This is a genomic window from Xanthobacter aminoxidans (assembly GCF_043193615.1).
Taxonomy (GTDB): domain Bacteria; phylum Pseudomonadota; class Alphaproteobacteria; order Rhizobiales; family Xanthobacteraceae; genus Xanthobacter; species Xanthobacter aminoxidans.
The window spans coordinates 321,225-344,603 of the sequence record NZ_JBAFUS010000001.1 but is presented as its reverse complement, the minus strand read 5'-3'; the positions used below and the strand labels follow the sequence as shown (position 1 = coordinate 344,603).

20 protein-coding genes and 1 pseudogene are annotated in these 23,379 nt (G+C 66.2%); 14 read left to right on the top strand and 7 right to left on the bottom strand.

The features are described from left to right. Positions 1–140: 140 nt before the first annotated feature. The 5 genes from V5F74_RS01580 to V5F74_RS01560 all read right to left on the bottom strand — a co-directional run bounded on the left by V5F74_RS01580 (position 141) and on the right by V5F74_RS01560 (position 5,212). Positions 141–1,076, bottom strand: a complete 936-nt coding sequence (locus tag V5F74_RS01580) for a hypothetical protein (protein ID WP_394005879.1) — start codon at positions 1,074–1,076, stop codon at positions 141–143. Between the two features lies 1 nt (position 1,077). Beyond that, entirely contained in the window at positions 1,078–2,031 is a 954-nt protein-coding gene (locus V5F74_RS01575; RefSeq protein ID WP_394005877.1) for a hypothetical protein, read from the bottom strand. Between the two features lie 28 nt (positions 2,032–2,059). After that, a complete protein-coding gene (locus V5F74_RS01570) occupies positions 2,060–3,250 on the bottom strand; it encodes an ABC transporter substrate-binding protein (protein WP_051679210.1) in 1,191 nt (396 codons plus the stop codon). Positions 3,251–3,342: 92 nt separating this feature from the next. After that, the gene (locus tag V5F74_RS01565) at positions 3,343–4,164 is read right to left on the bottom strand and encodes a GntR family transcriptional regulator (RefSeq protein WP_081762645.1); all 822 of its coding nucleotides are present in this window, start codon (positions 4,162–4,164) and stop codon (positions 3,343–3,345) included. Positions 4,165–4,378: 214 nt separating this feature from the next. Next, positions 4,379–5,212 (bottom strand): transglutaminase-like domain-containing protein, encoded by an 834-nt coding sequence (locus V5F74_RS01560; RefSeq protein ID WP_029558254.1) that lies wholly within the window; start codon positions 5,210–5,212, stop codon positions 4,379–4,381. A gap of 377 nt (positions 5,213–5,589) precedes the next feature. Here V5F74_RS01560 and V5F74_RS01555 point away from each other — a divergent pair, with 377 nt between their 5' ends. The 6 genes from V5F74_RS01555 (at position 5,590) to V5F74_RS01530 (ending at position 10,627) form a co-directional block, all read left to right on the top strand. Beyond that, positions 5,590–6,960 (top strand): tyrosine-type recombinase/integrase, encoded by a 1,371-nt coding sequence (locus V5F74_RS01555; protein WP_394005874.1) that lies wholly within the window; start codon positions 5,590–5,592, stop codon positions 6,958–6,960. Positions 6,961–6,963: 3 nt separating this feature from the next. Beyond that, positions 6,964–7,956: a hypothetical protein gene (locus V5F74_RS01550; RefSeq protein WP_394005872.1), complete on the top strand. Its 993-nt coding sequence runs from the start codon at positions 6,964–6,966 to the stop codon at positions 7,954–7,956. A gap of 88 nt (positions 7,957–8,044) precedes the next feature. Continuing rightward, positions 8,045–8,257, top strand: coding sequence for a helix-turn-helix transcriptional regulator (locus V5F74_RS01545; protein ID WP_394005870.1), 213 nt, complete (start codon positions 8,045–8,047; stop codon positions 8,255–8,257). A 347-nt stretch (positions 8,258–8,604) separates the two neighbouring features. Further along, complete coding sequence (locus V5F74_RS01540) at positions 8,605–8,907, top strand: hypothetical protein (RefSeq protein ID WP_394005868.1); 303 nt, start codon at positions 8,605–8,607, stop codon at positions 8,905–8,907. After that, entirely contained in the window at positions 8,904–9,527 is a 624-nt protein-coding gene (locus tag V5F74_RS01535) for a hypothetical protein (protein ID WP_394005866.1), read from the top strand. Before V5F74_RS01540 ends, V5F74_RS01535 begins: the two co-directional genes overlap by 4 nt. Next, positions 9,524–10,627 carry an AAA family ATPase gene (locus V5F74_RS01530; protein ID WP_394005865.1) on the top strand — a complete coding sequence of 368 codons (1,104 nt, stop codon included), beginning with the start codon at positions 9,524–9,526 and terminating at the stop codon, positions 10,625–10,627. Before V5F74_RS01535 ends, V5F74_RS01530 begins: the two co-directional genes overlap by 4 nt. Positions 10,628–11,137: 510 nt before the next feature. Here the strand turns inward: V5F74_RS01530 and V5F74_RS01525 are convergent. After that, positions 11,138–11,818, bottom strand: a complete 681-nt coding sequence (locus V5F74_RS01525; protein WP_394005863.1) for a recombinase family protein — start codon at positions 11,816–11,818, stop codon at positions 11,138–11,140. Between the two features lie 486 nt (positions 11,819–12,304). Between V5F74_RS01525 and V5F74_RS01520 the strand changes: the two are divergent. Beyond that, positions 12,305–12,430: pseudogene (locus tag V5F74_RS01520) on the top strand (YccF domain-containing protein); the annotation flags it as partial. Positions 12,431–12,448: 18 nt separating this feature from the next. Continuing rightward, positions 12,449–12,799: a YccF domain-containing protein gene (locus V5F74_RS01515; protein WP_394007451.1), complete on the top strand. Its 351-nt coding sequence runs from the start codon at positions 12,449–12,451 to the stop codon at positions 12,797–12,799. A gap of 137 nt (positions 12,800–12,936) precedes the next feature. Here V5F74_RS01515 and V5F74_RS01510 read toward each other — a convergent pair whose 3' ends face one another. Further along, positions 12,937–14,031, bottom strand: coding sequence for a patatin-like phospholipase family protein (locus V5F74_RS01510; RefSeq protein WP_394005861.1), 1,095 nt, complete (start codon positions 14,029–14,031; stop codon positions 12,937–12,939). Positions 14,032–14,333: 302 nt separating this feature from the next. Between V5F74_RS01510 and V5F74_RS01505 the strand changes: the two genes are divergently transcribed. Genes V5F74_RS01505 through V5F74_RS01480 form a run of 6 tightly spaced genes read left to right on the top strand, consistent with a single transcriptional unit; the run spans position 14,334 to position 23,378 of the window. Next, entirely contained in the window at positions 14,334–14,531 is a 198-nt protein-coding gene (locus V5F74_RS01505; RefSeq protein ID WP_394005859.1) for a hypothetical protein, read from the top strand. Further along, a complete protein-coding gene (locus tag V5F74_RS01500; RefSeq protein WP_394005858.1) occupies positions 14,531–14,983 on the top strand; it encodes a hypothetical protein in 453 nt (150 codons plus the stop codon). The genes V5F74_RS01505 and V5F74_RS01500 overlap by 1 nt, the downstream gene beginning before the upstream one ends. Positions 14,984–14,993: 10 nt before the next feature. Continuing rightward, a complete protein-coding gene (locus tag V5F74_RS01495) occupies positions 14,994–18,275 on the top strand; it encodes a transglycosylase SLT domain-containing protein (protein ID WP_394005856.1) in 3,282 nt (1,093 codons plus the stop codon). Continuing rightward, positions 18,272–20,623 carry a hypothetical protein gene (locus V5F74_RS01490; protein WP_394005854.1) on the top strand — a complete coding sequence of 784 codons (2,352 nt, stop codon included), beginning with the start codon at positions 18,272–18,274 and terminating at the stop codon, positions 20,621–20,623. Before V5F74_RS01495 ends, V5F74_RS01490 begins: the two co-directional genes overlap by 4 nt. Beyond that, positions 20,620–23,025, top strand: a complete 2,406-nt coding sequence (locus V5F74_RS01485; RefSeq protein ID WP_394005852.1) for a hypothetical protein — start codon at positions 20,620–20,622, stop codon at positions 23,023–23,025. Before V5F74_RS01490 ends, V5F74_RS01485 begins: the two co-directional genes overlap by 4 nt. Beyond that, complete coding sequence (locus V5F74_RS01480; protein WP_394005850.1) at positions 23,022–23,378, top strand: hypothetical protein; 357 nt, start codon at positions 23,022–23,024, stop codon at positions 23,376–23,378. Before V5F74_RS01485 ends, V5F74_RS01480 begins: the two co-directional genes overlap by 4 nt. Position 23,379: the final 1 nt, after the last annotated feature.

The following is a 23,379-nucleotide window of genomic DNA, read 5'->3' as shown; positions in this document are numbered from 1 at the left end:
CCCTCCGGGGAGGGGATGAAGATCCCGGCCGCCGCGCTCCGGAAGGATCAGGGCTTCCCCCCGATGGGCGCGGACGGCCGGGACAGGTCCGGGTCAGGCACAAGGCCCGCCCGTTTCCTCGGAACGAGACGTCCGAGGGATCAGAAACTGCGCATGCGGTTGGTCTCGAACAGGGGCACCATCACCCCGAGTTCCGCGAGGCGGGCACGGGCGTTGCCGGCGAAAGTGGCGAGCGCATCCTCCTCCGCCCCGCGCGGCGCGCCGCCGAGGCCGGCCTCGGCGGTGATCGCGTCGGCTTCCGCCTCGGCCGCGGCGTGCTCCGGTGCGAGCCAGGGGCAGTGATAGCCCTTCAGCACCACGTCCCGCACATAGTCGGACAGCTCGGTGGCGATGGTCTCGCGCGCCTCCTTGCTCCAGCCCTCCGCCTTCGCGGCGAGATAGAGCCAGCCGAAGGCGGCGTGGCGCTCCTTGTCGGCGATGACATGGTCGAGCACGGACTGCACGGCCGGGTTGGTCGCCGCCGCGCGCCAGGCCTTGGCCAGTTCCAGTTCCAGCCCATCCTCGAAGGCGGCATGGGCCGCCACATAGGCATCGAGCAACTGGCCCGCATCCATCACCCGCCGATGCAGGTGGCGATTGAACACCGCCTCATAGGCCTTGGCCGCGGGGCGGGCGAGGCGACCGCCGAAGCCCTCCGCGATCCGGTCGTAGCACTCGACGTGCCACGCCTCTTCGGTGTTGCGGGTGGTGAGATAGAATTTCGGATCGATCTCCCGCCCCACTTCCATGCAGAAGCGCACGATGAGGGCGGGGGTCTCGGTGAGGCCGGTGGCTTCGGTCCAGACCCGCCGGCTCCAGGTGCGGCGGGCGGCGGTGCGCACCGCGTCCGGATAGCTCTCCGGCTTGAGCGCGCTCCAGTCCACGTCGCGGTGCGGGTTCCAGCGGCCGGCCTTGCCCGTGTCGTAGAGGGCGCGGATGTCCGGCAGCGTAACGTTCATCTCGAGCGGAAAGCGCCGCTCGACCAGCAGCCGCACCGGCGGCAGGGAGGGCTCGGCCCGCGTGGCGTGGAGCGGCATGTCAGATGGTCCCGAGCTTGGGATGCGTGAACGGGGGCAGCTCGATGCCGAGGGCGCGCATCTGGTCGCGGATGCGCTGCACGGTGGCGATGAACACCGGCTTCTCCACCTCTTCCACGGTGGAGCCGAGGCCCGCCTCGTAGGTGATGCGATCGGCTTCCACCTCGGCGTTGGAGGCCGGGTTTTCCGGCGCCAGCCACGCGCTGTGGTAGCCGTTCAGCTCCACCTTCTCCATCATGGTGATGACCGCATCCTCGATCATCTTCTTCTGCTCGGGGGTGAGCTGCTCGCAGATGGCTTCGAGGAAATACCAGCCGAAGGCGCAGTGCCGGCTCTCGTCGCGCATGATGTAGCGCACGATCTGCTTGGCGACGGGATCATGGGTGACGTCGTTCAGGTGCTTGAACACGTCGAAGGCGATCTCCTCCGCCGTGCAGACGAGGGCGGCGATGATGCCTTCCAGCGGCACGTCTGCGTTGAGCGCGGCGCGGCGCACGCCGTGGGTGGAGACCGAGCCCTCGAACAGCTGCTGCACCGGCTTCTCGATATAGCCGCCCAGCTTCTCGGCCATGGCGTGGCAGGCCTCGGCGTGGCGCGCCTCCTCCTGCGAGCGGATGGTGAAGAAGAGCTGCATGTCGGAGGGGCGGTTCTCCACCCCGAAGCGCACCTGCAGCGCCGGGCTTTCGGAGATGGCGCCGTACTCGCTCCACGCCCGCCGGCTCCAGTAGAGCCGCGCGGCGTAGCGCTGCTCTTCCGTGTACTTGGACGGATCGAGCTGGTCCCAGTCCACGTCGGTCTTGGGGTCCCACTGGTTCCGCGTCGCCGCGTGGAACAGCTCGCGGATGCGCGGCAGGTCGGAATTGAAGGTCAGCGGAAAGCGGTCCTCGGGGGCGTCCAGCAGCGTCTGGACCACCTCGAACGCCTGCTCGGCGGACATGTCTCGCGAAAGGGCCATGGCTGTTTCCTCCCGTTGGTGTTTCCCGTCAGGCGTAGTCGGCGAGGTTGAAGCGGCCGTCCCGCCAGTTGACCAGCACGATGTCCTGCTTCGAGAGCCCCGAATGGCGCTCCGCCGAGAAGGTGAAGACGCCGGAGATGCCGGGGAAATCCTTGATCTGCTCCATGCCCTGGGTGAGCTTGGAGACATCGCCTCCCACCTTCTTCAGCGCCTCGCGGGCGAGCAGCGCCGCGTCGTAGGATTCCGCCGCATAGATGCTGGCGGGACGCTTGAAGCGGGCCTCATAGGCCTTCATCAGCTTGAGGATGCCGGCCTTGAGCGGATCGCTGTCCGGCAGCTGGTCGCCCACGGGCAGCTTGAGGCTGGCGAGGAGGAGCGTGTTCGCGGCGTCGCCGGCGAGCTTCATGTAGTCCGCCGAGACGAAGCCGTAGCTGTGGATCAGCGTCTTCTTGTCGAGGCCCAATTGCTGCGCCTGCTTGAGGAAGACGACGCCGGCGGGCGTCACCGTCCAGCAGATGATGGCCTCCGCGCCGGCATCGCGGATGCGGGTCAACTGGGGCATCATGTCGGTGTCGGAGGGGGCGAAGGATTCGTACATCACGTCGAGGCCGCGCTTCGGCCCGACGATCTTCATCTGCCCCACCGCGCCCTGGCCGAAGCCCGACGTATCGGCGATGAGCGCCACCTTCTTGATCTTCTTCTTGTCGAGATAGTCGGCGATGCGCTCCAGCACGTCGCCGTCGTCCACCGTGCTCTTGAACACATACTGGCGCTCCGCCACCGGCGTGACGATGGCGAGCGCGCCCTCCGACGAGATGAAGGGTACCTTGGCGGCGTTGGTGATGGGCGCCATCGCGAGGGCGATGCCGCTCATGTTGCCGCCGCTCAGGATCACTTCCACCTTGTCCTGGCTGATGAGCCGGCGCGTGGCAGTGATGCCCTTCTGGGTCTGGCTCTCGGCGTCGTAATAGGTCCACTCGATCTTGCGGCCGCCCATGCCGCCGGCGGCATTGAACTCGTCCACCGCGAGTTCGAGGCCCGCCTTCATGTCCTCGCCGAGGAAGGCCGCCGGCCCGGTCACGGAAAGGATGGAGCCCACGCGCAGCGGCTCGGCGGCGCGGGCGGCGCTGCTCCAGAGGCCTGCCACGGTCCCGGTGCCGGTTGCCGCGAGGGCGGCGGCGGGCACCATCTTCAGGAAGCTGCGTCGTCCGAACTGCACTTCTGGCCTCCTCTGGAAGGGCGCTTATTCGCGCCTTGTTCACGGTGCCCCGGACGCCATGCCCGGAGCGGAAACGGCGGCAGGCGCGGCGGTCAGTCGTCGTGGACGCCGCTGCGGTCCATTTCGGCCGGCGGCGCGCCGTCGCGCGAAAGGGGAACGCTCAGCGAATAGCGCACGAGATCGGCGCGATGCACCGTGTGGCCGGACAAAGCGAGGCGCCCGGTGGCGTCGCGATAGCTCAGGGTGCGGATCAGCACCGGCGCGCCCTTGGAGAGGTGCAGATACTCCACCTCCTCCGGCCCGGCGACGCCGGCCTCGATGGTGAAGTCGCCCGCCTTGAGATCGACGCTCTGCCACAGGCGGTGGAGCGGCGAGCCATGCACCGCCTCTTCCGTCCAGTCGGCGGTGAGGTCGGCCGGCAGATAGCGATAGTCGATGGCGAGCGGCACGCGCGCCGCCGCACGCAGGCGCTTGATGAATAGGACCGGCGCGCCGACTTCGGTCTCAAGGCTCGCGGCGATGGTCTCGTCCGCCGCGATGCGCTCGAAGGCCAGCACGGTCGCCTGCATGGGCATGCCGGTGGCGGCCCACTGGTTCAGGAAATCCATGCCCGGATTGAAGCGCTCTTCCAGCTTGCGCACGGAGACGAACGTGCCGAGGCCGCGGCTGCGGGTGAGCAGGCCCTCCTGCACCAGCTCCGCCACCGCCTGCCGCGCGGTGTCCCGGCTGACCGAGAACATGGCGCAGAGCTGCTCATCCGAAAAGAAGCGCCGGTCGCCCTGGTCCCACTTGAGGATCAGGCCGATGAGCCGCTGCTTGATCTGGGCGTAGAGCGGCAAAGGGGAGGCGCGATCGAGGGGCGGGAAAGGCCCTTCGGCGTCCAGTGCAGCAACGCTGGTCAACGTCTCGGACATGGGGCGTAACCCTGGCGCGAACATTGGCGCTGGAACCCGTCCGAAGCGTGCTTCAGGCCGGCTTTATATGAATGTAGGATCAAGCATACATTTCACGCAACAGCTTTCTTCGCGGCAGACTTCACCACGCCCATTGCGGTCGCGCGCCGTCCCGGAGTGAAGACCCGTGCGGCGTCGGACTGACCATGTCGCGAGGGGCGAGCCTATCGAGACGTTATCCGACGGCGACGGCCTGCGTCGTGGGTTCTTTGTCCGCGGCGCTTTCGTCGATGGCGTCGATGCTCACCGACATGCCCTTGAACTCGGCCTCGCCATACATGGTCGAAAAGGCGGCGTCTGACGCATCACGACCAACGCCGATGCGCACGAGACCCTGCAGGGCCGACTGGCGCGTCGGATCGAACAGATACCACTCGCCCCCCAGATACGCCTCGAACACCGCGTGGAAATCCGGCGGATCGAGCTGCCAAGCATAGCCGCTGGCGAAGCGCGCGGGGATGTTGAGGGCGCGACAGAAGGTGATGCCGAGATGCGCGAAATCCCGGCACACGCCCGCGCGCAGCACCATCGTGTCATAGGCCGATGTCTGGGAATCGCTGGAGCCGCTCACATAGTCGACGTGATCATGGATCCAGTTGCAGATGGCGGTGACGCGGGTGTGGCCCGGCTCCAGCTCGCCGAACTCGCGGCGCGCGAAGCGGCCGAGCAGGTCCGACTGGCAGAACCGGCTCGGGTAGAGATAGTGCATGATGTCGAGCGGCAGTTCGCCGACCGGCATTTCGGGAATGGTCTCCGGCGCCTTCTCGATCATGTCCATTTCGACAATGCCGTGATAGTCGACATGGAACGGGCCGGGCTCCGCATTCACGCGGATAAACCGGCTTCCGCCCTCGTCATCGGCGAAGCGCTCGATGGGGAAGTTCGGATTGAGGTTGAGGCTTTCGACGATGATGCGCTGGCGGTGCAGCGCGGCAGCTTCGACATTCAGGATAAACACGGTTGGAGACTTCACCTCGTAGTCGAGGCTTGATCGCACGGCGAAGCGCATGTCCTTCCCCTGTGGGTTTGGCCGGCAGAGAGCCGCGAGGAGGACGCCCAAGGCAACGCTTTGGTTCCCTGGCGTCAGTCAATGGCTTCATCTGTCATCGCGCCGCCGCATGACCTCGGACGCCCGCACGGGCATCCGTCCTTCACGCCGTCATCTGGATGGGCTTGCGATGGTACAGGTGGGTGGGCTCGAACCACCGACCTCCGGTTCCACAGACGGGTAATCCGGCTGGCCCTGAGGCTCCCGATCTTTCCTACAGTATCCCAAACACATTGAAAATCGGCCATTTGACCGATACGGTCTTTCCTATCGTGTCCTCGGGTTTTCGTTTTCGGTGGCGACTCGGTGGCGACTCGTGAAGAGGAGGGGCGACAACGATGGCGCAGGCGGTGCGGCTGACGAAGCGGGTGATTGATCAGCTGCCGGAGGTAGATCGCGACCGCGTCTTCTTCGATTCAGATCTCAAAGGCTTCGGCGTGAGGGTTACTCCGACCGGGTTGAAGACCTTCGTCCTCGAATATCGCCCAGGTGGTGGAGGACGGGGCGTTTCCAAACGGAGGATCAAGCTCGGGACTTATGGAGAGTTGACGCCGGATCAGGCGAGAACCATGGCCCGTGACGCGTTGGCCGACGTTAGGCGGGGAGGGGATCCCGCCGGAGAGCGAGCCGCAAAGAGGGCGGCGCCTACAGTTGACGAAATGGCCGAGCGCTTCCTGGAAGAGGAAGCCAAGCCGAAAAAGAAGCCTCGGACGGCGGACGGCTACGCTGAACTCCTCCGGAACCATATCCTTCCGGCTCTGGGCACGAGGAAAGCGGAGCAGGTCAGCGAACCTGACGTCGCGCTCATGCATCGCCGCATCGGTGCAAAGGCTCCCGTGGCGGCAAACCGAGCCGTGGCGGCATTATCAGCCGTGTTCACGTGGGCCCAACGTGAGCGCATCGTTCCGAAAGGCCACAATCCCTGCCAAGGCATCAACAAGTTCCGCGAGGAACGGCGAGAAGCCTTTTTGAGCACGGAGCAACTTTCCCGCCTGGGCGATGCGATCCGAGAGGCGGAGACGGTGGGCATCCCGTGGGATCCGGATCCGACCAAGAAGTCGAAGCATGCGCCGAAGGTTGAGAACCGTCGCACGCAGATCGATCCCTACGCCGCAGCGGCACTTCGGCTGCTGCTGCTCACGGGTGGTCGCCTCCGGGAAATTCTGCACCTCCGGTGGGATCACGTCGACCTGGAACGAGGCCTGCTCTTTTTGCCCGACAGCAAGACGGGAAAGAAAACCATCGTCCTGAATGGCCCAGCAATGGCGTTGCTCACCGAACTGCCTCGTGCCGGCGCCTTTGTGATCGCAGGCGCGTCGGCCGGCACCGCCGGGGAGAAGCCGCGAGCGGACTTGCAGCGTCCTTGGGCGCTCGTGTCCCGCCGGGCCGGCTTTTTCGAGATGACGCCCGTTCTGACCGCAAATGGTGAGCCTGACCTTGATGCCAAGGGGAAGCCAAAGCTCACAGAGCGGCCAACGGTTCGCCTCCATGACCTCCGCCACACCCATGCTTCGATCGGAGCCGGCGCAGGCCTGGGCCTGCCGGTAATCGGAAAGCTGCTCGGCCATACGCAGGCTTCCACCACCCAGCGCTATGCGCACCTCGACGCGGACCCGCTCCGCAGGGCGTCGGATCAGATCGGGCGGGCGATCGCTGCAGCGATGGGCGAACCCGCCAGTAAAATATCCAATCGCGACGGCGGAGCCTGACCGATGCCAAGGGCAAAGCGGCCGAAGCAAATCCCAACGTGGGAGCGACGGCGCCTCATCGGCGCGGTGGACAGCGAGCCATCGCGAAGGACGCAGTCGCGAGTTAAAATCGACGTTGTCGATGAGGGTCGTAATGAGGCTCCACAAGTCAACGCCTCACCAAAAATGAAGCGTCGAACGCGCTTTGAAGGGGCCGTGCCCCTACCTCCGCCGGAAGATGGCACCGACGAACACAGAGATTGGTTCGCGCCGTTCGATCGAATGGCTATCGACACCGTTCCCGCCTATGCGATCGACAAACTCATAAGCCGTGAGTCATTCTACGAACGATTTCCGTGGCCATATTCTCCCCTAGACTTCGGATGTATTATATCTAACGTTCCAAAAAATAAGAGGATTAATGCCGCTTTTGATATAGTATATTTAGCGCGAATATTTTTGTTGAAACAAAAAACAAAGCGACATTTACCTGCAAAATCAGATCCAGCGGGAGAACTCATCCGACTTCGAGCCGCCGTGCGCGAGCTGGATGCGGCAATAGCTGCTCTTTCAACCGAGGCTCATCGTCATCTCGCGCCGCCTTCGGCTCCTCGATCACAGAGACAAGAAGACCACTTTCGAAGCCTACCGCAGGAAGTTCAAGTTGAATTATTGGAGAAAAGGGAGTGTAGCAAATCTATATATGAGAAAAAGCTGCATTTTTCTACGTTCGATCTACATAAATCGCTTATCAAGTTTCAAATTGACAACAATGTTGCTCTGGACAACCTGCCTGTCGCCAGAGAGCTACGCGGCCGTCCATTGGATCAGCAAGCCGACCTCCGTGCGAAATTCGATGACATCTTCCTGGCTGCGCACGACGGGAAGATGGCCGGAGGTCGCTGGGAGTTCAACAGTGCCTGCTGCAAGCCTTTGAAACTCCGCCACCTTTCCCATGAAGGCATCGAGAAGGCGATAGCGCGTGCGAAGCTGCGCCGACAAAAGGAACCTAAGTAGCTCATTTGTGTCCGTGGAAGTTTGGCGCTCTAGCGTCCACGATTTCCTCACTGTCCGCCAATTGTTGGCGGTGTGAGGAGGTTGCAAGATGTCGGCAGAGCTTCGCCGAATGCTTCAGGTCGAGGAGGCGGCTAAGGTCGCGGGGGTGAGCGTGAGCACCCTCAACAAGCTCCGCCTCACCGGCGGCGGCCCGATGTTCGCCAAGATTGGCAAAAGGGTCGTCTATGACCCAGGCGATCTTGGGAGGTGGCTGGACAGCCGAAAGCGCTCCTCCACCTCGGACGCCGGCCGGGCGGCTTGAGCGATGGCCGCAACGAAAAACCCCGCGCCGGGGTGGGATCGGCGCGGGGCTCTTGGGAATGCGGTTCGGGCGAACGGCGACCAGGAGCTTCCATCTTCCACTTCCCTGTCTCAACGCACTGCGCCTCCGCGCCGGCCCGTCCGACCGCGACTGGTGCTGGATAGCGGGATCGTGGCTGGTCCCGACGCCGGTATCCGCGGTCGCCGCCTGTATTGGCTCGAGGCGACGAACGAGAGCGGCGAGACTGCCGTCGTCGCAGATTCCTTTTCGCTTCGCGATCTTCAATGGCTCGCCCTGCAATACCAGAGGGCCGGCTGGCTCGTGGTCGACCGGACGGGAGGCGGGTCATGATCGCCCCGCCGGAATTCGCCGACCACGCCGAGCTGGCGAGCCGCTACGCCCGCAATTCCGCGGTGTGGCTGCTTGGGCTATGCCTTCATGGAAACGAGCGCGCGCCGAAGCTATGCGATCGGGAACTTGGTGAGCACGCCCTGGCCTGCGTTCGTGGCGGAGCAGTCCAGCTTCTTCCTGCCAGCACCTTGGATGACGAGCCCTTCGTGGAGCGCTTTCGCGACTACGTTGGTCTCCTGTCCCTTCGCGAGTTCAACCGGCTCTGTGCAGCCTGGCGGACCCAGGGAGGGCAGGCATGACGGCCGCCCATCCCGACCGCGCGATTGCTCGAGACCTCGGAGACCTCATCCTCGCCGGCTGTGGTGTCGGCGGGGCCGCGGCTGACGATTTCGAGCAGCTTCGCGACTTCATCGCCCATGAGGCGCTCGACCTACGGCTCGTCGAGACATTCGCCGGTTCACTGACCTTGGCTCGGTGCGCGTTCTCCCCGCCGCCCCGGCGTTTCCACTTGGATCCGGCGGGTGATCTGGCCGTGGTTGTCGAAGCGCTGGAGATCGAGCACGGCGAACGCTGGATCGTTGATCACGTCGCGTGGCCCAACGATCGGCCGTCCGAGTTCGCGACGGCGGCGGGCCGCACCGATTTGCTCGGAGCCGATCAGATTGACAATCTGGCATCGTTCTACGGTGGGCGGCCGCTCCGCGTTCACCGGCACCCGCTTTCCTGGCTCCGCGCTGGCTGCTGCGGCGTCGTCGTGCTTGACGAGCGCCGCGCCGGTGCCCGGCTGGCCGCTGCGCTGGGCAACTTGCTGGCCGAGGATCTGGCCCACGCTCGCGAGCTCCACCGGCTCATGGGCCGGGCGTTTCCGACAAGCCGAATCCGCGTCCCGGCTTCCTCTATTCACCGGGGGGCCGCGTGACCCACGACGTGTCGCTCGACGAGGCTGACGAACTGGATCGGCGGGAACGGCTGCAACGCGCGACCGCGGAGCGCCGTACACGTGACTATGGCAGGCCTCCCGCAAAAAATGGGGCCTCGGGCCAAGCTCCCAGTCGCCCATCGATCATCAGCGCGGCGGCGTTGATGGCGAAGGAGTTTCCTCCTCCGAAAGAGCTGGTGCCGGGTTACATCTCCGAAGGCTGCGTCCTGCTCGCAGGTCGGCCAAAGATCGGGAAATCCTGGCTTGTGACAGAGATCGGCATTGGCGTGGCCTCCGGGGGGACCTGCCTCGGGGGCATCGAATGTGCATCGGGTAGCGTCCTCTATCTCGCGCTCGAGGACAATGAGCGACGTCTCCAGCGCCGTTTGCGCAAGTTGTTGTTCGCTGGTGAGGATGCTCCGGCGCGTCTGCACTATTCGACGGTTTGGCCACGAACCAACGAAGGAGGTGTGGCGGAAATCCGGAGTTGGGTTCAGGCCAACTCGGATGCCCGCCTAGTCATCGTCGATGTGCTGAACATGGTCCGTCCGCCACGAGGCCGACACGAGTCCCCATATGAAGCTGACTATGCTGCAGTGAAGGTTCTGCAGGAATTATCGGCCGAGCTTGGCATCACCGTCATCATTGTTCTCCATCTTCGCAAAGGCGCGGGCGAGGCAGATCCGTTCGAGAAGGTGTCTGGCACGCTCGGCCTTTCCGGCGCCGCTGATAGCGTTCTTATTCTGGATCGCGACGCCGCAGGAACGACCCTTTATGGCCGAGGCAGAGATATGGAAGAGGTCGAATCCTCGGTGATCTTCGACAAGATGATGTGTCGATGGAAGGTTCAGGGTGAAGTCCATGAGGTCCGGCGGTCGAAAGAGCAGGAAGAGATCCTGAATGTGCTGCAGGATGCCTCCGAGTTGATGACGCCGGCCGAGATCGCCATTGCGGTCAATCGCAAGCGCAACTCTGTGGACCAGATGTTGCTCAAGCTGGGGAAGGAGGGGCTGGTGGTGAGGCCGCGCCGGGGCTTCTACGCCCACACCGCGCGTGCCGACCTCGTGGGCCCAGAGCGCAGTAAGAACGATAAGAAATAAGATATCTTCGTTTTCCGCATTAAAATCAATTACTTGGCTTCAGCGCGTTTCTTATTCGGGCACCAGAAGCGCGATAAGTGCGCCTCCCGTCGAGCGCCTCTGTCCCCCGATAAGAAACAGAGAACAACCAACTACCTGATAATTAATATGAAAATCCTCGCTTCTTACTTTCTTATCGATCTTACCGAGAGATAGATCAGTCACATCAAGAGCCAGAGATGGAAAGGCTCTCCATACGGCACCCTTCACCAGAATGTCCGGGGATAAGGTGTGGATTGTTGAAGCCTACCGAGGAAGATGGAGGGATGGATGGGGTGCGGATCAGGTAGGTTCGCCGCGCGACGCGTCCGGCACCCTCTTCTGACCGTGCACCGACCGCCCGTCCTCCGAGCCGGCGCGAGGCGTGAGCGCCATCCTCCGTGCGCCGGCAGGAAGTGCCCGGGACGCAGAGCAGTGCGGCGGATCATCAGGGAGAGGTGCGGGTGGGCGGTCGGCGATGCCGCGCCGGGCTCAGCCCGCAGCCAGGCGCTTCCGGAGCCGGGCGACGCCGGCGGCGGTCCAGCCGTCGGCGCCGGTGACGGTCGGGACACCCTCGGCTTCCAGCGCTGCGGCGACGGCGCGGAGGGACAGGCTGCCGTCGGGATCGAGGCGAGAGAGGATCGGGGCCAGGGCTCGTGCACGCTCGTCGGCGTTCTGCTGGCGCGCCTCGCGAGCCTTCGCCAGATCCTCCGCCCGGCCAACATAGCCGCGATCCCCGCCGAGCTTGACGCCGCGTGCCTTTGCAGCGGCCAGCGCTGCCTTCGTCCGGGCACCGATCATGCGGCGCTCCTCCTCGGCCACCATCGCCAAGATGCCGATGGTGAGCCGGTTCGCTGAGGGCAGGTCGCAGGCGACGAACTCCACGCCGGCCTTTTGGAGGCCCAGCAGGAAGTGGGCATCGCGAGCGAGACGGTCGAGCTTCGCGACCACCAGCGTCGCCCGCTTCGCCTTGCACAACGCCAACGCCCGCGCCAGTTCCGGCCGATCGTCACGCTTCCCGCTCTCGACCTCCACCACCTCGGCCAGCAGCTTCCAGCGGCCACCGTTCAGGAAGTCGGCGACGGCCTGGCGCTGGGCCTCAAGGCCAAGCCCCGACCTGCCTTGCCGGTCGGTGGACACCCTCAAATAGGAGACGAACCGTCCATCAGCCATTGTTCCGGTCCCTGTATCGCAAACATCGTCCTTCGTTGATGATTACGATACACGCGCCGCAAAGGCTCGCAAGTCCTTTATTTGCATAGGCTCGCACGTTTTCCCGCGTGTTTCTCCGGCGATGGCAGGCCAGCCGACCAGGCACCCTTGTTCCGGCTCGGCACTGGGCCCGCCGGCGAGGTACCCCCACCCCCGGGGGCCATCGCACGCGGGAACGCGCGGGAGGGGGTGGGGGGCAAAAACCGGGCGCGCCGTGCGGGCTCCTGCTTCACCCACGCAACTGAGCCCCAAAAGCTCCCGAGTCGGAAATTTTCCTATCCGAAAACATCCGGAGACAAATTCGCACCCCTCGTGAAATCGCTGCGAGCGCAGCTGTCATTTATGTCGCGACGAAAATCCAGAACGATCGACAGCCACTCCAATCCCGATCTAATGTGCAGCCTACGGTTGGGGGGGCTGGAAATGCGCACTGGTGCGAATGTTCTTTGGTTTTTGCTCGGTGGCTGGGCACTTGCCCTGATGTGGTGGCTCGCAGCCGCCATCATGGCCGTTTCGATTATCGGCCTTCCTTGGACACGGGCATGCTGGGAAATCGGACTTCTCAGCCTCGCGCCCTTCGGTCGTGATGTTGTGTCTCATGCTGAGCTGACCGGGCAGAGCAGCGCTGGCCTGAAGGCATTCCGGCTCATAGCGAATATTATCTGGCTGCCACTCGGGCTCGTGCTGGCCGTTGCGCACTTGGCGCATGCGGTTCTCATGTTCATCACCATCATAGGCATCCCGCTTGGGCTCCAAGACATCAAGCTCGCAGGCATTTCGCTCTTCCCCGTAGGGAAGCGCGTCGTGACCAAGGAACTGAGGGAAGCCGCGCGCGTGGCCAATGCTCAGGATCAGCTCGCCGCTTATCGCCAACCCAAAGGCGGAAGCAGTTACGTTTCTATTGAAAACGGCCGAGACGCTCGCAGGATCGGCCAGCGCTAAACGCGGCGGTCGATCCTAGGAGGCGCGAGGGCCGCATACGGCACCTCGATCTTCGGGGGATTCCACGGCGCCCGCCTACCGACAGGGCGATATGGCGCTGGCGCCCCCCGGTGCGCGAGAACGACAGCTCTTCGCGGTCAGGCCCAAAAGGTCTTGATCTTCGGCGCTTCGGTCGCGGCACGCTCATATCCCGCGCGCAAGGCTGGGGCGATCTGCTTTGGATCGAGGAGGTTTACGCCTGGCGGGGTGCCGGCGATGATGAGCATCGCCTTGGTGCCGACCGCCTCCAGCGCGGCGAGCTCCTTGTGAATGTCGTGCGGAATGCCGCTGAGAAGGGAGCCCTCGTAGCCGTTGGTCAAGGTAATGACGACGGCGCGTTTCGAGCCGGCGACCAGATCGGTGTGCGCCCAGGTCTTCGAGATTCCCCCGTCCATGCAGAAGCGCTGGCCGAGCTGCGTCGGCCCGATGACGCCCGGCAGTGACGAGCTTGCAGCCGCCGCATGGGCGAGGGGGATGCCGTTCCTCTTGGCGACATCTTGGTGCACCACGATGCGCTCGCCCGTGTAGCAGTCGTTGGCAGTGGTGAACATCTTTGCTGCGGGCCATCCTGTCCGGCTGTCGCCCGTCAGCAGCCAGGCCAGACGCTCGACCCCGTTGCCATTGAGATGATTGTCGGCGGCGAGCGCCGCGTGCCCGATGGCCCGGATCGACGCCGGGCTGCCGTCCTTCACCGAGAAATTGATCTCCTGCGCGCGCTTCTGGCTCGCGTTCGGGGCACTGACCGGCGCCATCTTTGCGAACAAGGACGGGAAATGGCCGAAGAACTCGAACTCCGTTCGCAACTGGCCAAAGCGGCCCGACAGCAGTGAGGAGCCGGCATAGGAGCCGGCGGACGTCCCCACCACCATCTCGGCGGCGGTGAGATCCACGCCGCGCTCCATCAGTCCGTGGAAAAATCCGCAGTACCAAGCGACGTAATATTCGCCGCCTCCGCCGAGCACGAGGGTCCGGTCAAGACCGTGGGCAAAGTCAGAAACCGTTGGGGTATCAGGGACAGCTCGCGCCAGACCATCGCCGTCGAACAGCCGATCCGAAATGGAGGCCGCCAGCCGTGCAGCTTCCGTTGCGGGCACCTCAGCTTCTGCGGCGCGCACCGCGCGCGTGAAGGGGTTTGCCACGCTGGCGGCCGCCAGACCTGCGGTCAGGCCGAACAGATTTCTGCGAGACAGCATTTCGATCCCCTTGTCTCGACGGCTGAATTGGCCCCCGCGTGGTGGAAACTAATACCACCACGTCCGTCGGCATAGCCGTTTGGTCCCCCGAATTCGCGCCACACGCCAGCTCCGCACGTCGCGTTCAGGCGCCGCGAGCCCCGGTGCGTTGCCGCAAATTCCGGGGCGCCTAGCCTCTCCTCACAACCGGGCTGCCACCCGGGGCGCGGCAACCGAATTTCCGAAATCCTTCTCGGTGCCGGCGGTCGAATACGACACCCGCGCGCTGGGGCTTGGCAGCGCCGGCACCGAGAGGATCCATCATGCGTGACGCGCTCTCCAAGGTAACTGCCTCCGCCGCGACCATCGCACCGTTCCCGGCGCACCTCGCCCGCCCCAGCAATCTCCCCCGTTTCGCCGATGCCCAGGTGGCGCCGCCGCGCGAGGAGACGCTGGTTGAAGAGCTGAACCGCGTCCTCGCCAACATCGGTCGCCTCAGTGCGCCGCAGGAGAGCATCTGATGGATCCGGCATCTGCCACGATGATGGCGCTCACCGGAGCCTCCGCCGGCTTCAAGGCCTACGGCGAATCCCAAGCCCAGAGCTATCAGGCGGCCGTGGCCGAGCGCGACGCCATGGTGGCAAAGACGCAGGCGGCGCAGACCGACACCGCCCTGCGCGAGGAGCTGAACCGCACCCTCGCGCGCATCGGCACCATTCGCGCCTCCGCCAATGTGGGCCTCGATAGCCCCACGACGCAGGCAATCATGGACGAGCAGCAGCGGGTGTCGGATCGCGAGCGGCGCACGCGCGTCGAGAACCTGAACATCCAGGCGAACGCGAAGCGGGATGAGGCCGCGTTCCGGCGCTCGGCCGCCAACATGGCGTTGGTCGGAGGTGGGCTCGATGCCGTCACCGGCATGGCGAAGATCGGCTTCGGCAGCATGAAGTCGCCCGGCTCGACCAGTTCCTGAGGAGGCGGCAATGGTTGATCTTCCCGAAGTCCCCCACCGCCTTGCGCTCACCGAGGCGCCTCGTCCCGGCATCACGGCCGCGGACATCGCCGCGCCCTATGCCATGTTCGCGCACGCCATGGACAATGCCGCGGAGGTGGTGAAGCCAATCGCCATCGAGCAGGCGGAAGCCCGCGGTGCCGAGGCCGTCACCATCGGTCCCGACGGCACCCCCGAAATCACCGAGATGGCGACGCTCGGCGTCCTAGGGCAGGCCTACCAGCGTGGTGCCCGCGCACATTACTTCGCCCAGCTGCAGACGAACGCGGCCGAGAAGATGCTGGAGCTTCGGCAGCAATATGAGGCGGACCCGAAGCGGTTCGACGATATGGCGAAGCTCTACAACAAGGATCTTGTGAACCGGGCTGAGCCCGCATTGCGGCCGGCGGTGTCCGCCGCCCTCGATAAGCTGCGGCTCGGCCACTATCTCGACCTGTCGGAGCGTGATTTCGCTGTCGCGCAGGCCAATGCCAAGACGGCGCTGGAGACCCAGTACAACACCGTGGCCGATAACATCGTCGCCCTCGCCCGCAAAGGCGGGGTGGACAGCGGCGAATACCTGGCCCAGGTCGCGAACGCACGTTCGATCCTCAGCGAGCTCGGCAAGAATCCGCGCTGGGGCTACAATCCGGCCGTGGTGGACGATCGCCTGCGCCGCCTCGAAGATCGCGGCCGCGCGGCTGCCGTCCTGTCGAGCGTTGATGCCACCTATGACCGCGTCGGCCCCCATGAGGCCCTGAAGCAGGCCGAGACGGCGATCTTCGACCCTCACCTGCAGATGGATGAGGCGGAGCGCCAATCCCGCTTCAACATGGTCAAGGCGCATATTTCGGCGCGCAAGGCCGAGGCGACCGAAGACATCCGCGAAATCCGTGCCTTGGCCGAACCCACCATCACGGCGCTGCGGGATGGTGTGGACCTGGAGGCGGACGGCGACCTGCTCCGCCAGAAGATGCTCAGCCTCGGCGACACCATCGGTGCGGCGCGGGTCACCTATGCGATGGAATATGGCCGCGGAAAGCGCGGCCAGTTCGCGCTGCCGACGGCGGATTGGTCGCGGAGCTCCGCGGTGCCTGGCGCAAACTCGCCCATCGGCCAGAAGGTGGCGATGGCCGCCCAGGCGGCGGGGCTGCCGCTCAACATCGTCATGCCCATCATCGCGCAGGAGAGCGGATTCGATCCCGCGCGCCGGCCGATCGGGAAGGACGGAAAGGCCCTCTCGTCGGCGTTCGGCATCTTCCAGCTGCTGAAGGCAGAGCGCGATGCCTCTGGCATTGGCGACACGCCCGATCCGGACGCGCAGATCCCCGCCGGCATCCGCAAGATGCAGTCCGTCTATGCAACGGCGAAGGCGGCTGTCGGACGCGAGCCCACGCCCGGCGAGTTCTACGCGGTGTACTATCAGGGCGAAGGCGCCGGGCCGAAGATCCTTCAGAACCCGGAGGGCGACTTCCGCGCGACCGTCGGCCAGAAGGTGATCGACGCGAACCCCTGGCTTGCCGGGATCAAGACCAACGGCGATTTCATCCGGTGGACCAGCCAGAAGATGGCGGAGCGCGGCGCCGGGGCGGCTGACCCGGTCCCCTCCCGCCCGCCGGCCGGCCTGTTGGAGGCGGGCAACGTCGACCTCGGCAATCGTCCGGTGGTGAAGAACGCCGACGGCTCCATCAGCACCGTTCGCTCGATCTCTATCGGAGAGGACGGGCGCGAGGTGCTCATTCCCACCATCTCGCCGGATGGGAAAACCCTGTCCGACGAGGATGCGATAGCGCTGTATCGGCAGTCCGGCAAACACCTCGGCAAGTTCGACACTCCCGAGAACGCGACGGCCTATGCGCAGGCGCTGCATCAGCAGCAGGCGCAACAGTATGGGGGCGGTTTGGCGGGCCTACCGCCATCTCAGATCGCAGGCCTACGCCATTGGGCAGGTACCACGTTCGACGGCATGCTGGCCGACGCGAAGAAGTCCATCGGCAAGTGGCACATCGGCGAGGACGATGTCGCCTTCCTCTCAGGCCGGGTGTTCCCGTTCCTCGACGAGAAGCGGAAGCGGCAGGCCGTCGAGTTTCTTGGCGATGCGGAACGCTCGGGCGCCTTGCTCGACCTGTCACCGGATGCGCGGCAGGTTCTGCGGAACAGCCTGGAGGAGGCTGCGGCCGGTGGCAACCATGCGGCCCGAGCTGCTTTGCTCGACGACGAGGAGCGGTTCGCCACACTTCAGCGCATGGAGCAGGAGACGCCACTCCTGCGCGGCGTGCGTGCCGGCTGGATCAAGCCCCCGCCGCCGGTGCCGTGGCAGGGGTCCGATGATCAGGTGCAGGCCGCGCTCCAGGCGCATGCCAAGGCTGCGATGGTGGTCACCAATCAGCTGAAGAGGCCGATCTCGGCTTTCGAGGGCGAGGATCTCCGATCCCTCACCAGCGCGCTCGATGCGGCCGACACCAGCGGGAAGGTGCGCATCCTCGGCGCCCTGGCCACGTTGCCGCCCGGCGTGCGGGAAGCCACGTTCGGCAAGCTTCACGAGACCGGGCCGAAGGGCTCGGTTCTGGCCTTTGCCGGCGGTCTCGCGAAGGATGCGCCCGATATCGCGGCGAGCATCGTGCGTGGTCGGGATGCACTCAATGCCGAGCCGCGCTTTGTGCCGCACAAGGATTCCGAAGCGCAGGCTTACACGGAGGCCCTCGATTCCGCGCTTCCGGCGTCCGCCTTCTCGATCGGGCACCGCGTCGACGAGCGCGAGGCTTATGCCACCATGCGCGGCGCCGTGCGCGCCCGGTATGCCGATCTCTCAGCCGCCGCCGGCGACACGTCCGGCGTGCTGAAGCGCGAACGCCTGGATCGCGCCGTTCAGGAGGTGACCGGCGGAACGGTCCGCCAGAACGGCGCAACCATCCTGGCGCCGAAGCGTGGCATGGATCAGTCGACGTTCGACGGCATCCTGCTCGGCCTGACCGATGCGGACCTCGCCGGCGCCAGCACGACGTCCGGCAAGCCGGTCACCGCGCAGTATCTTCGGGACAGCGCCACCCTCGAGTCCTTCGCTCCCGGGCGCTATCTCGTCCGGCTCAATCGCAACGCTGATGCCCCCCAATATGCCGTCGGCGATGGTGGCCGTCCTTTCATCCTCCGCCTCGATGATAAGCAACCGGCGCCGCCCCGCGCCTGGGGCGTTCCCGCGGCGTCCGCGACGATCCCTTGGACGGCCTCGAACTTCGGGCGCGATCCTGTGGGCCTGCCGGGAGACGCCCGATGAGCTTCGGGATCTTCACCAAGGGGCAGAATGAATCCCTGGACTACGCGCAGCAGCACCTGGCCGAGGATCTGCCGCTGGAGTTCGGCGAGGCTTTCGACGCCTCCTGGCGGGAGGGGCTCCTCTTCGGCCAGTCGGTCTCCGCCAGCACGTCGCGCATGGAGGGCGTCCAGGACTATCTGGACGGCATCCGCGAGAAAACCGGCACGGTGCTCACCAACCCAGCGCTGGGCGGCGGCGATGCGGCGCTCGCCGAGCTAAACGGTCAGCTGACGGCGCTCGCACCGCGTTTTCCTGATCTCAATCTGAAGCCGCTGACCGCGGAGGACCTCGACCGCCTCGGTGAGGAGAAGGCCCGCCGGGCGCGGCAGGTGTACCAGCGGGCCGCGGCGCGCGAGCACACATGGGGCGGCGCCGCCGGCCTGGCGCTCGGCTCGCTCGCATCCGGTGCGACCGACCCCGTCAATATCGTGACCGTGCCGCTGGCGGCGCCGGCCTCCCTCGGCATCCTCGGCACCGCGCTCGCCACCGCGGGCATCACCGCCGGGACGCAGATCGGCATTGAAGCGATCGCTGCCCCCTTCAAGGAACGCGTTGAGCCCGGCTATGGCGCCGGCGGCGAGGCGGCACAAAACGTGCTGATGGCGGGCGTCGCAGGTGGCGTGCTCGGCGGCGGCGTGAAGGGGCTTTCGGCGCTCTGGACGCGGTATCGCACCGGCTCCTGGCCGCGCTCCGTTCGGGACGCCGGCAACGTGGTGGCGAGCGAAGGTCAGATCGCCGACACCAACCTTGTGCCCACAGTCGAAGGGGAGATCGCACACCGCACCGCGCTCCAGAAGGCCATTGATGATCTCGTCTCCGGCCGGCCGGTAGATGTCTCCGAGAACGTCACGCCCGATCTGCTGCGCGCCTATGGGGAGCGCCTCGCCCCCGTGCTGGAGGCGCGATCGAAGGCCAATGCCGCGGAAGAGACCGCCTTCGCCCTGGAGCGCGAAGCGGCGCGCCTCCCCGCCTCCATGGAGCGGCTCTCCGAGCTTCAGCTCGCCGAAATCCGCGGCTCGGCCCGGTCGCTCGATCAGAAAGCCGCCGCAGCCTTCGCGTCCCTGCGCGCGGAAGCCGACAGCCTGGCCTCCCGCCGCACGGCAATCGAGGCGCGGGCTCCCGATCGCGATGCCCTGCGCACCGAGGTGGAGGGCCTGCGCTCGGACCTTGCGGCGGCCGAGCAGCGCCTCGCCAGTGCGCGAACGCCGACCGATCCGGACACGGCGGCTCGGCTGTCGGCCATCGAGCAGGATCTTGCCGGCGAAGGCCTGCCTACCGCGCGCCGTGTGGAGCTGGAGGCGGAGCGCGCCAGCATCACCGAGACGCTCGCCGCCACGGCACCGGGAGATGCCCGGGCGACCGCGAGCCTCGCCGCCGAGGCGAAAGGCCTGCGCACTGCGCTCACCCGGAAGGAGAAGGCGCTCGCCCGGTCCGAGGAGACCGACGCGCGGGCCCGTGCCAAGCTCGACAAGGCGGACGCTGACCTTCCGCGCCGGATCACGGCGGGAGAGCAGCGCGCCGCCGGCCGGCGCGAGGCCATCGCCACCGAGATGCGCCGGACCATCGCCCGGCTCGCGCAAGACGGCTATGGCGTTCGCCTCTCGCAAGACGAGGCCGCCCAGATCGCCGGTCGCATCCTTGATGCTGGCGATGATGAAGCCGATCAGGTGCTCCGCTCGGTCACCGAAGACCTGGTCGACCGTGCCCTGGCCCGGCGCCGCGCCGAACCGCCATCTACGCCCGCCGCCGGCCGGGCCGATCCTGTCGCCGAGCAGCGGGCGCGTGCCGGGCATTGGACCGAGCAGACGCGCAAGCGCATCCAGGGGCTCGCCCGCGAGGTCGGGTACGACATGCCGCGCGATGAGGCCGCGACGGTCGCCGCCGCCGTGGCGCGCGCGGGCAACGAGGACGAAGCTCTCGCCATTCTGGACGAGGTGATGCTTCGGCCGCGCACCATCGCTGAGGCATTACCCGGCTCTGCGGCAGCCCGCGAGCCCCTTCGACCGGCCTCCACGCCGTCTGTGGTGCGGCCGGAGCAGGTGGCCGCACTGGCCGACGAGCTAACGGAGAAGAAGATCGTCGTCGCCCGCTCGGCTGAGGAGACCGAGGCGGCGGTGCTGCACGACCTCGACAAGCTGCGCGCCACCCGAGACCTCCAGATCCCCGTTGGCGAGCGTCTCGATGAGGCCGGCCAGCGCGTCGCCGATATGCGGTCGGTCGACGATCTCCTGGACGAGGCCGATGCCCGTATCGCTGCGGCCGCGGAAATCCGCGCCTGCGCCATGTTTATTCCGGAGGTGCTGCCGTGAGCGTCGTGGACTGCATCGACAAGCTGGTGAAGACCGGACAGATCACGCGGCAGATCGCCGACGAGGCCCTCGGCCTCTACGAGCGCTCCCGCGGCGAGTTCTCCCGCAGCATGGGGCCCGCCAGCGCCGAGGCAGCGGCCGGCCTTGCCGCGGCGCGCGCACTGGAGTCCTCGGCCAAGCGCCTGAAGAACGACACCGCGAAGCAGGCCATCGCCTGGGCGAAGGCGGAAGAGCGCATCCTCAGCCATCCGAAGGGCCGCGTCGCCGGCGTCATGTCGATGCTCACCCGGGACATCTGGGAAGCTGGCGGAGAGAACGTCGCCACGAAGGGCGAGGTCATCTGGGCCCAGCTCTCGCGCAAGGTCGATCAGGCGCTGGAGGCTTATTCCCCGGGGATCTTCGGCCAGTCCCGCCAGCAGATCGCCGGCGTGCGCAATCTGGTGCGGGAGGTGTTCGGGGTCGAGACTGGGGATGCTACGGCGAAGGCCGCGGCTGCGGGTTGGAAGGCGGCCGAGAAGGAGGCTGTGGATCGGGTCACGGCGGCCGGGCGGAACCTCCCCGCCAGCGAGGATTGGCGGGTGCCGCAGTTCTGGGACACCCTGCGCGTCCGAACCTTCACGCGGGAGGAGTTCAAGGCCGACTTCGCTGCCGAGGTCGACCGCGGCGCCTTGACCCTATGGGATCGTGACACCGGCGCGCCGGCGAAGATGGACCGACGGGACTTCGTTCTGGATCGCGCCTATCGGGACATCACAGTCGGCGACAGCACCGCAACCGCATTCTCGCCCGAACAGCGCACATTCCAGTTCAGCGGCGGCGCAGATGGCGCGGAGGCCTGGCTGCGCCTCTCAGAGAAGTACGGCGCCGGCGAGAACGTCTTCGGCCTGCTGATGGGCCACCTGCACAAGATGGCCAATGAGATCGCCCTCGCCGAAGTGGTCGGGCCGAACCATGGGGCCATCGTTCGGGCCGCGCTGACTATGGCCAAGGAGGAAGAGGCCGGCCTGTCGCGGCTGCAGCGTCTCAACCCGCTGCGGATGCTGGAGAGCCGGTCCATCGCCGAGCGCACCTATGACGTGCTGACCGGCCGCGCCAACGCCGTCGACGGCCCCCTGATGGCGGGCTTCTTCGGCGGGCTGCGCTCCTTGAACGTCTCCTCCAAGCTCGGCGGTGCCATCGTCTCGGCGATCCCGGGCGACAGTGTCACCACCGCGCTCGCCGCGAGCTACAACGGCATAGACCCCGGCCGTATTCTGTCCGGCGTCATCCGGGAGATCGGCCGCGGCGGTGAGGAGAGCCGGGCTCTCGCGGCGCGCCTCCAGCTCACCGCCCACGCTGCAATGGACAGCGCCCATGGCTTCGTCCGCTTCGCCGGGGAGGCATCCGGCCCGCAGATCCTGCGCGCGATGGCCAACACCGTGATCCGGGCACAGGGGTTGGCGGCGTGGACCGACATGATGAAGCGCGTCTTCACCATGGAGTTCATGGGCAATCTGGCGGACCACGCCGGGCACTCGCTGGACGCCCTGCGCGGGGTGAACGAGCCGCTTGCCAACTTCCTCGACCGCCACCAGATCAGCGCGAAGGACTGGGACAGCATCCGCGCTGGCGCGCCCCTGGAGGTGGAGGGCGCGCGCTTCCTCGACACCGAGGCCATCGCCGACCGAACGCTGCGCGAGAAGCTCGTAGGCGCGATCATTGAAGAGCGGGCGTTCGCCATCCTCGAACCCGATGCTCGCATCCGTGCCGTGATGACCGGCGGCACGACGGCCGGCACCTTCTGGGGCGAGATGGTCCGCAGCGCCACGCTGTTCAAGTCGTTCAGCATGACCATGGTCGCCACGCACATGATGCGCCTCGCGACGCAAGGGCCGATCGAGAAGCGCATCTGGAACGGCACCGCCTTCGTGCTCTTCAACCTGCTTGCCGGCGCCGCGGCGATCCAGGCCCGCGCGGTGCTCTACGGCAAGACACCCGAAGCGATGGATAATCCCGGCTTCTGGGTGCGCTCCGGGCTGCAATCCGGCTCGCTCGGCGTCTATGGCGACCTGATCAATGCGTCCACCTCGCGCACCGGCCGCTCCCCCATCTCGGACCTCGCCGGCCCGGCCATCGGCGCGGCGGAGGACGTCGCCCGCCTGTCTTCGCAGCAGCTGCGGCGCCTCATGGAAGGAGACGACACGACGTTGGGCGCCGAGCTCGTGCGCACCGCCCGGCGCTATGACCCGAGCCTCTGGTACACGCGCCTCGCCGTCGATCGCCTCCTGTTCGACCAACTCCAGACGCTCGTGGATCCGGACTATCGCGCCTCGTTCCGCCGCGCCGAGAAGGCGGCGCAGCGCGACTTTGGGCAGTCCTACTGGTGGGCGCCGGGCGATGGGCTGCCGCGAGGTGTGCGATGACCCGGATGAACTGGTGCGCGCCCCGCAAGCGCTGGGATCCCGAGACCAGCTTCGCGCGCCCCCTGCCGGCGATCGATCGGAAGCCTCGCGCGCCTCGCCCCGCGTCCGCGCCAGCAGGAGCGCCGATCGGCGCGGATGGCATCTCGCTCTCCTATCTGGCCGGCTTCGGCTTCAACCGGCTCTCAGCCTGGTGCCCGAGCTGCCGCGTCGTCGCGCACATGGCGTTCGCGGACCTCGCCGCCGAGCATCTTGAACGCGCGCCGGAGGATCTCGGCAGCGTCTTGTCGTGCCCGGACTGTGCCGCGCCACGGGCTGTTTCCGCCATGGCGGAGAAGGCAGTGCGGACTGCATGAG

What these genes read in the sequence shown, in the direction of transcription:
- V5F74_RS01490 (WP_394005854.1), top strand. Translation starts at nt 18,272, where the DNA reads ATGAGCTTCGGGATCTTCACCAAGGGGCAGAATGAATCCCTGGACTAC.
- V5F74_RS01525 (WP_394005863.1), bottom strand. Translation starts at nt 11,818, where the DNA reads ATGGCTGATGGACGGTTCGTCTCCTATTTGAGGGTGTCCACCGACCGG.
- V5F74_RS01580 (WP_394005879.1), bottom strand. Translation starts at nt 1,076, where the DNA reads ATGCCGCTCCACGCCACGCGGGCCGAGCCCTCCCTGCCGCCGGTGCGG.
- V5F74_RS01575 (WP_394005877.1), bottom strand. Translation starts at nt 2,031, where the DNA reads ATGGCCCTTTCGCGAGACATGTCCGCCGAGCAGGCGTTCGAGGTGGTC.
- V5F74_RS01500 (WP_394005858.1), top strand. Translation starts at nt 14,531, where the DNA reads ATGGATCCGGCATCTGCCACGATGATGGCGCTCACCGGAGCCTCCGCC.
- V5F74_RS01540 (WP_394005868.1), top strand. Translation starts at nt 8,605, where the DNA reads ATGATCGCCCCGCCGGAATTCGCCGACCACGCCGAGCTGGCGAGCCGC.
- V5F74_RS01565 (WP_081762645.1), bottom strand. Translation starts at nt 4,164, where the DNA reads ATGTCCGAGACGTTGACCAGCGTTGCTGCACTGGACGCCGAAGGGCCT.
- V5F74_RS01555 (WP_394005874.1), top strand. Translation starts at nt 5,590, where the DNA reads ATGGCGCAGGCGGTGCGGCTGACGAAGCGGGTGATTGATCAGCTGCCG.
- V5F74_RS01545 (WP_394005870.1), top strand. Translation starts at nt 8,045, where the DNA reads ATGTCGGCAGAGCTTCGCCGAATGCTTCAGGTCGAGGAGGCGGCTAAG.
- V5F74_RS01480 (WP_394005850.1), top strand. Translation starts at nt 23,022, where the DNA reads ATGACCCGGATGAACTGGTGCGCGCCCCGCAAGCGCTGGGATCCCGAG.
- V5F74_RS01495 (WP_394005856.1), top strand. Translation starts at nt 14,994, where the DNA reads ATGGTTGATCTTCCCGAAGTCCCCCACCGCCTTGCGCTCACCGAGGCG.
- V5F74_RS01505 (WP_394005859.1), top strand. Translation starts at nt 14,334, where the DNA reads ATGCGTGACGCGCTCTCCAAGGTAACTGCCTCCGCCGCGACCATCGCA.
- V5F74_RS01550 (WP_394005872.1), top strand. Translation starts at nt 6,964, where the DNA reads ATGCCAAGGGCAAAGCGGCCGAAGCAAATCCCAACGTGGGAGCGACGG.
- V5F74_RS01535 (WP_394005866.1), top strand. Translation starts at nt 8,904, where the DNA reads ATGACGGCCGCCCATCCCGACCGCGCGATTGCTCGAGACCTCGGAGAC.
- V5F74_RS01560 (WP_029558254.1), bottom strand. Translation starts at nt 5,212, where the DNA reads ATGCGCTTCGCCGTGCGATCAAGCCTCGACTACGAGGTGAAGTCTCCA.
- V5F74_RS01510 (WP_394005861.1), bottom strand. Translation starts at nt 14,031, where the DNA reads ATGCTGTCTCGCAGAAATCTGTTCGGCCTGACCGCAGGTCTGGCGGCC.